At 65.6% G+C, this 6,142-nt stretch carries 4 protein-coding genes and 1 pseudogene; 2 read left to right on the forward strand and 3 right to left on the reverse strand.

Annotation, left to right across the window (positions count from 1 at the left end):
- Together EN969_RS12975 and EN969_RS12980 are read left to right on the forward strand one after the other, a co-directional pair.
- On the forward strand, positions 1-1,125 hold a 1,125-nt coding region (locus EN969_RS12975), incomplete at its 5' end, for an efflux RND transporter periplasmic adaptor subunit (RefSeq protein WP_127419161.1).
- On the forward strand, positions 1,122-4,253 hold the full coding sequence (locus EN969_RS12980) for an efflux RND transporter permease subunit (RefSeq protein WP_063168964.1): 3,132 nt from the start codon (positions 1,122-1,124) through the stop codon (positions 4,251-4,253). The genes EN969_RS12975 and EN969_RS12980, both read left to right, overlap by 4 nt.
- A 64-nt stretch (positions 4,254-4,317) precedes the next feature.
- Here EN969_RS12980 and EN969_RS12985 read toward each other — a convergent pair whose 3' ends face one another.
- The 3 genes and pseudogenes from EN969_RS12985 to EN969_RS12995 form a co-directional block, all read right to left on the reverse strand.
- Positions 4,318-4,728: a GtrA family protein gene (locus EN969_RS12985; protein WP_013529676.1), complete on the reverse strand. Its 411-nt coding sequence runs from the start codon at positions 4,726-4,728 to the stop codon at positions 4,318-4,320.
- Positions 4,725-5,534: a ChbG/HpnK family deacetylase gene (locus tag EN969_RS12990; protein WP_063168965.1), complete on the reverse strand. Its 810-nt coding sequence runs from the start codon at positions 5,532-5,534 to the stop codon at positions 4,725-4,727. The genes EN969_RS12985 and EN969_RS12990 overlap by 4 nt, the downstream gene beginning before the upstream one ends.
- A pseudogene (locus tag EN969_RS12995) lies at positions 5,531-6,142 on the reverse strand (glycosyltransferase); the annotation flags it as partial. The pseudogene EN969_RS12995 and the gene EN969_RS12990, both read right to left, overlap by 4 nt.

Below are 6,142 nucleotides of genomic sequence, written 5' to 3' on the forward strand. Positions count from 1 at the left end.
GTGCTGGTGGTGGCGGCAGCCGCCTGGCTGCGCTTTTATCCCGGCGCACCGGACGTGCTGGCACGTTGGGGCATCGACTGGGCTTACGCGGCAACGCCCCCGGCTGAAACCGGTGCCGCCAACGCGAGGCAGGCAAACGGCCGCAACGGCAACCAGCGGGTGAACGTGGTCGCCTTGGCGGCCACTTCGGCTGTTATCAACGACCGCCTGCAGGCGATCGGCACCGGCCGTGCCAACGCCTCGGTGACCGTCAATCCTTACAGCTCCGGCCGCCTCGCCGAACTGCTGGTCGAATCCGGCAGCCATGTCGAGAAGGGACAGATCCTCGCCACCCTCGATTCCGAGACCGAAGTGATCTCTCAGGACCGTGCCAAGCTCGCCTTGCAGGACGCTCAGTCCAAGCTCGACCGCGTTAAGTCGCTGCGTGCCTCCAATGCCGCGACCCCGGTAGCCGTGGCTGATGCCGAGGTGGTGCTGGCGGGCGCCAAGCTGGCGCTTCAGGACGCGGAACTTGCACTGCAGCGCCGGTCGATCCTGGCGCCGATCGCCGGCACCGTCGGCATCCTGCCGATCTCGGCCGGCAATTACGTCACCAACCAGTCGGCCATCGCCACGCTCGACGACCGGTCCTCGATCCTGGTCGATTTCCTGGTACCCGAGCGCTTCGCCGCCGCCGTCAAGGTCGGTGCGCAATTGACGGCGACGCCGATCGCCAATCCCAGCAACGCCTATAGCGGCACCGTTTCGGCCATCGACAACCACATCGATGAAAAGAGTCGCACGCTGCTGGTCAAGGCCAAGATCGCCAACCCGGCCGATTCGCTGCGCGCCGGCATGTCGTTCGGCATCACCATGAAATTTCCGGGGCAAACCTATCCGGCCGTCAGCCCGCTGGCGATCCTGTGGGGGTCGGACGGCGCCTATGTCTGGCAGATCGAGGATGGCAAGGCCAGGCGGGTCCCGGTGCGCATCATCCAGCGCAACACCGAGACCGTGCTGATCGACGCCGAGATCGACAATGGCGACATGGTGGTCACAGAAGGCACCCAGAGCGTCAGCGAGGGCGGCGCGGTTCGCCTTGCCGGCGAAGAGCAGCGCGCCGCGGACGCCGCCGCAGGCTCATGACCGGAACCATCAACACCGCCAGCGAGACCGGCTTCACCGCCCTGTTCATCCGCAGGCCGGTCATGGCCTTCGTGCTCAACACACTGATTGCGGTCGCCGGCCTGGCCGCTTTCTACGGCGTCGAGATCCGCGAACTGCCTGATGTCGACCGCGCGGTCGTCACTGTTTCCACCACCTTCGAGGGCGCGGCGGCCGAGACCGTCGACCGCGAACTGACCGACACGATCGAGGGCGCCGTCGCCCGCGTCTCAGGCGTCAAGTCGATCTCGTCGTCTTCCTCGTTCGGCTCGAGCCGCGTCACCATCGAGTTCAACGACGGCGTCGATCTGAATGTCGCCGCCTCGGACGTGCGTGATGCTGTCGGCCGCGTCGCCAATCAGATGCCCGACACCGCCGATCCGCCGCGCATCGTCAAGGCCGACGCCAATTCCGACGCGGTGATGCGACTGGCGGTGACCTCGGACAACATGTCGATCCAGGACATGACCGTGGTGGTCCAGGACCAGATCGAGGACGAGCTTGCCGCCGTGCCCGGCGTTGCCGACGTCCAGGTCTATGGCGACCGCGACAAGATCTTTCGCATCGATGTCGACCAGAACAAGCTGGCCAGCCTCGGCTTCACGGTTGCCGATCTCAGGGCCGCCCTTGCCTCGGTCGCTTTCGATTCCCCTGCCGGTTCGATCACCACGACCAACCAGGACCTGATCGTCCGCACGACTGCCGACGTGACCACGCCGGAAGAGTTCGAAAACATCATTGTCGGCGGCACGACGCGCATCCGCGACGTCGCCACCGTCACGCTCGGTCCCGACGTCGGCCAGACCACGCTGCGCTCGGATGGCAAGACCGGCATCGGCATCGGCATCATCCGCCAGGCGGAATCGAACACGCTGGACATCTCGACCGGCGTCCAGTCCGCCGTCGCCAAGCTGCAGGAAAACCTGCCCAAGGGCATGTCGATCAAGATCACCAGCGACGACGCCGTCTTCGTCAAGGGCGCGGTGCACGAGGTCGAGATCGCACTCGGCCTGTCCGTGACCATGGTGCTGATCGTCATCTATGTGTTTCTCCTCGACTGGCGCGCGACGCTGATCCCCGGCCTGTCGATGCCGGTCGCCATGATCGGCACCATCGCTGCCATCTATCTGGCCGGCTTCTCGGTCAACATCCTGACCCTGCTCGCTCTGGTGCTGGCGACGGGACTGGTCGTCGACGACGCCATCGTCGTGCTCGAAAACATCGTGCGACGACGCAATGAAGGCATGGGGCCCCGCGCCGCCGCCGTGCTTGGCGCGCAGGAAGTGTTTTTCGCCGTCATTGCCACCACCTTGACGCTGGTCGCCGTCTTCGTGCCGATTTCGTTCCTGCCCGGCCAGACCGGCGGCCTGTTCCGCGAATTCGGCTTCGTGCTTGCCATGTCGGTGCTATTGTCCTGCGTTGTGGCGCTGACGCTGTGCCCGATGCTCGCCTCGCGCATGCTGACCAGCGCATCGCTCCACCACGAAGGGGGCCATGGCATCGGCGCCCGCATCGGCGGCGCGCTCAATACGGCCTACAAGCGCGGCCTACACGCCTGCCTCGACGCGCCATGGATCGTGCTTCTGGTCGCGGTGCTGTTTGCCGGCACCGCCTTCACGCTGTTCGGCACCATCCGCCAGGAGCTGACGCCGACCGAGGACCGCGCCGCCGTGCTTCTGCGCATCAGCGCCCCGCAAGGCGTCAGCCTCGACTATACGACGCAGCAGATGCAGAAGATCGAGAGACTGATCCAGCCGATGCGCGATTCCGGCGAGATCCGCTCGACCTTCGAGAATGCCGGCCAGAACGGCTCCTACAATTCCGGCTTCATGGTGATGACGTTGGCGCCGTGGAACGAGCGCAGCCGCAGCCAGCAGGAGATCATGGCCGAGATCAGCCAGTTGACCAGGCAGGTGCCGAGCGTGCGCATCTTCCCGGTACAGCCCAACAGCCTCGGCATCCGTGGCGCCGGCAACGGCCTGCAGTTCGCGCTGGTCGGCAACGACCGCAAGGCGCTCGGCGACGCAGCCGTGAAGATCATCGCCGAGATGCAGAAGGACGCGCGCTTCCAGACACCGCGCCTGTCGATCGACCCGACGCAACCGCAGCTCGCCGTGGCCATCGACCGCGAGCGCGCCTCCGACCTCGGCATCGACATATCGGGACTGGCCAACACCTTGCAGGCCATGCTCGACGGCAACGATGTCGTCGACGTCTACATTGCCGACCGCAGCTACGGCGTGAAGCTGGTCTCGACCACCAATCCGATCAACGATCCGACCGATCTGGAAAACATCTTCCTGAAGACGGCAGACGGACGTTTCGTGCCGATGTCGACCATCGCCACGCTGACCGAACGTGCCGTACCGCCATCGCTGTCGCGCGAACAGCAGCAGCCCTCGGTGGCCATCACCTCCAACCTCAGTGGCGACTTCGCGCTTGGCGACGCGCTCACCCGCGCCGAGGAGATCGCCACGCCGCTGCTGCCTGCGGGCAGCCGCATCCTGCCTCTGGCCGAGGCGGCGACGCTGGGCGAAACCAACAGCGCCATGATCACCATTTTCGGCTTCGCGCTGGTCATCATCCTTTTGGTGCTGGCCGCCCAGTTCGAAAGTTTCGTCAGTGCCGTCATCATCATGGCGACGGTGCCGCTCGGACTGGCCTGCGCGATTTTCGCGCTTCTGCTCTCGGGCACCAGTCTCAACGCCTACAGCCAGATCGGCCTGGTGCTTTTGGTTGGCGTCATGGCCAAGAACGGCATCCTGATCGTCGAATTCGCCAACCAGCTGCGCGATCGCGGGCTTGGCGTGCGCGAAGCGATCGAGCAGGCCTCGATCATCCGCGTGCGGCCGGTGATGATGACGATGATCTGCACCGTGCTCGGCGGCTTGCCGCTGGTGCTGGCGAGCGGCGCCGGTGCCGAGGCGCGCGTCGCGCTCGGCTGGGTTATCGTCGGCGGCCTGGGGTTGGCCACCGTCTCGACGCTGTTCCTGACGCCGGTCGCCTATCTCCTGCTTGGCCGCTTCGTGACGCCGAAGACCCATGAGGAAGCGCGACTGAAGCGCGAGTTGGAGGAAGCCGCCTACACCAATGTGGAACCGGCGGAGTAAAGAAATCCAGGGAAAAGTGTGTAGCGGTTTTCCGTCCGGAATTTCGTAAGAAAAATAGTTCCGCCTATCTCAAGAACCGGCCTTCGATCGACCAGCGCGCGGCGAGGAAATTCAGCACCGCCGCCACCACGACACCGGCGATCTTTGCCGGCCACACTCCGGCGATGCCGGCAAACAGCGCGATGGAGAGGCTGGAGACGCCGAGCGAAATCAGCCCTCCAAGCGAGGCGAAGCGAAGGAATGCGTCACGCAGCCGGATGGCTCGATTGCGCTCGAACGACCAGAAGCCGTTCGCCGCGAAGGAAAAGGTGACGGCGATGAACCAGGCAGCAACGTTGGCCGGCAGCGGCGAAGCACCGAGCTTGAGCAGCAGGAAGAAGCTGGCAAGGTCGATGGCCGTGTTCGCCAGTCCGACAATGGCAAAGCGGACGATCTTGTTGCCGGTCGAACGCGGGGGCCGCTCGGCGTCGTTCATCCCCTGCCATCCATGATTGCGACATTGGCGCGGGCCAGGCTGGCTCCGAACGCGTCCGATGCCAGGGCCGCGAATTCGACCTCGCGCACACCTTGCATCGTGTCGCGCGCGCGCAGCGTCTCGTCGACATGGCCGGGATGGCACATGAACAGCCCTTGTTCCGGCAACCCTTCGACGGCGGCCTGCAGAACCGCAGTGAACTTTTCGGGCTGCCGCCAGTCATAGATGCCGGCGAGCGGCTGGAAAACGATGAAGCCGGCGCGCTGCATCGAACGGTTGAACCCGGCAGCGAGCGCGGCAATCGCGGCGACCTTCGACCCTGCGGCCAGCGCCGGGCCGCCGCGTAGGGCCGGCCTGTCGGCGCCTTCTGGAAACCGCGCGCGCAGCCATGTGCGCACGACGGGAAGGAAATGCACATGCTGATGCCCGTCGACGAAATCGGGGCGGCGGCCAAGCGCCTCGACGAAGCGGCTGTACTGGGCGTCAAGCTCGGCATGAACATGGCGCTCGTCGATGCGGCCGCGCAGAACAGGCAAGGCCAGTGCGCGGAGCGGTGGCAGCCGGCCTTCCGGCGCCAGGTTCGACCGGCCGGTAATGGTCAACTGGTCGGTCAAGGTGAGATGCAGCCCGACCGCGGCCCGGCCGCACAGCGGTTTTATGCGCGCTGCCTCCGCTTCCCATTCCGGAAAGCCGGTCATGCAGCTGGTGCCGGTCAGGCGGCCGCGATCGAGCAGGTCGAGAATCGCGGCGGAAACGCCGGGCGCCAGGCCGTAATCGTCGGCGATCAGGCGGATGCGCCGCGTCATCTGTTCGAAGTGCCTGGCTCCGGCCGATCGGCGGGGGCCACGCTGCGCACGACGTCGCGCACGAGATAGACCGGGCGATCCTTGCTCTCGCTGAGCGTGACCCAGACGTATTCGCCGATCAGGCCAAGCAAGGTCAGGTTGAGGCCGCCGAGCAGGACGACGGCAACCAGCAGGCTGGGGTAGCCCGGAACGGCAATGCCGTAGAAGATCACCTCGAAGAGCACCTTGGCGCCATAGAGCGCACCGGCCAACGCCGCGAGCAGCCCGCTGAGGCTGATGAGACGCAAGGGAATGACGGAAAAGGAAGTAAAACCTTCGAGCGAGAAGGCGATCAGGTTGAGCCGGCTCCATTTCGACGTGCCGCTGGCGCGGCCTTCCGGCGAATAGGGCAACGCCTTCTGGCGAAAGCCGGCCCAGGCAAACAGGCCCTTGTTGAAGCGCCGCTTGTCGCGCAGGCTGGTCAGCGCGCGCGCCACGGCGCCGCGCATGACGCGAAAGTCGCCGGCATTTTCGGGAATATCGAAACGCTGGCTCGAGTTGATCAGGCTGTAGAAAAGCCGTGCAAGCTGGCTGCGCCGCCAGCTCGCCTCGCGGCGGTCGTTCTGCGC

The organism is Mesorhizobium sp. M7A.F.Ca.CA.003.01.2.1 (genome assembly GCF_003998945.1).
GTDB classification, from domain to species: domain Bacteria; phylum Pseudomonadota; class Alphaproteobacteria; order Rhizobiales; family Rhizobiaceae; genus Mesorhizobium; species Mesorhizobium ciceri.